This window comes from Teichococcus vastitatis, from assembly GCF_003604215.1.
Lineage (GTDB): Bacteria > Pseudomonadota > Alphaproteobacteria > Acetobacterales > Acetobacteraceae > Pseudoroseomonas > Pseudoroseomonas vastitatis.
In genome coordinates, this window is record NZ_QXGS01000222.1 from 1 (window position 1) to 620 (window position 620).

1 protein-coding gene is annotated in these 620 nt (G+C 66.1%); it reads left to right on the forward strand.

What is annotated here, in order from left to right:
• On the forward strand, nucleotides 1–620 hold a 620-nt coding region (locus tag D2K64_RS24015; RefSeq protein ID WP_120010940.1), incomplete at both ends, for an IS701 family transposase.

Sequence of the window (620 nt, forward strand, 5' to 3'; positions counted from 1 at the left end):
GTAGGGCGGCAGTACACCGGCTCGGCGGGCAAGATCACCAACTGCCAGATCGGCGTGTTCGCGTCCTATGTCTCGCGGCACGGCCACGCCTTTATCGACCGTGCGCTCTACCTGCCCAAGCGTTGGACAGATGATCCGGCGCGCATGTCCGCGGCCCACGTTCCTGCGGGAACCACCTTCGCCACCAAGCCCGCCATGGCGCTCAGCATGATCGAGCGCGCCATCGGCGCCAGCGTGCCCTTTGGCTGGGTCGCGGCCGATAGCGTTTATGGCGTTGGCGATATCGAGATGGCGCTGCGCCGTGCAGGCAGGGGCTACGTGCTCGGCGTCAACGCGACAGCATTCTTCAACTCCTGGATCGGCAAGCCTGAGGTCGCAGGGACGGCCGAGGACATCGCCCAGGCACTCGATCCTGCTGCCTGGCAGCGCCTGTCCGCTGGACTGGGCACAAAGGGCGAGCGCCTGCACGACTGGGCGTACCTAGAACTGGCGGACCTCGAAGCCGATGAGGTCCGCCCAGGAGCCAAAGGATTGTGGACGCGAGGTCTGCTGATCCGCCGCCACATCGCCGATGGTGAAATGGCCTACTTCGCCACCTGGTGCCCGGCCGGAACGCCGAT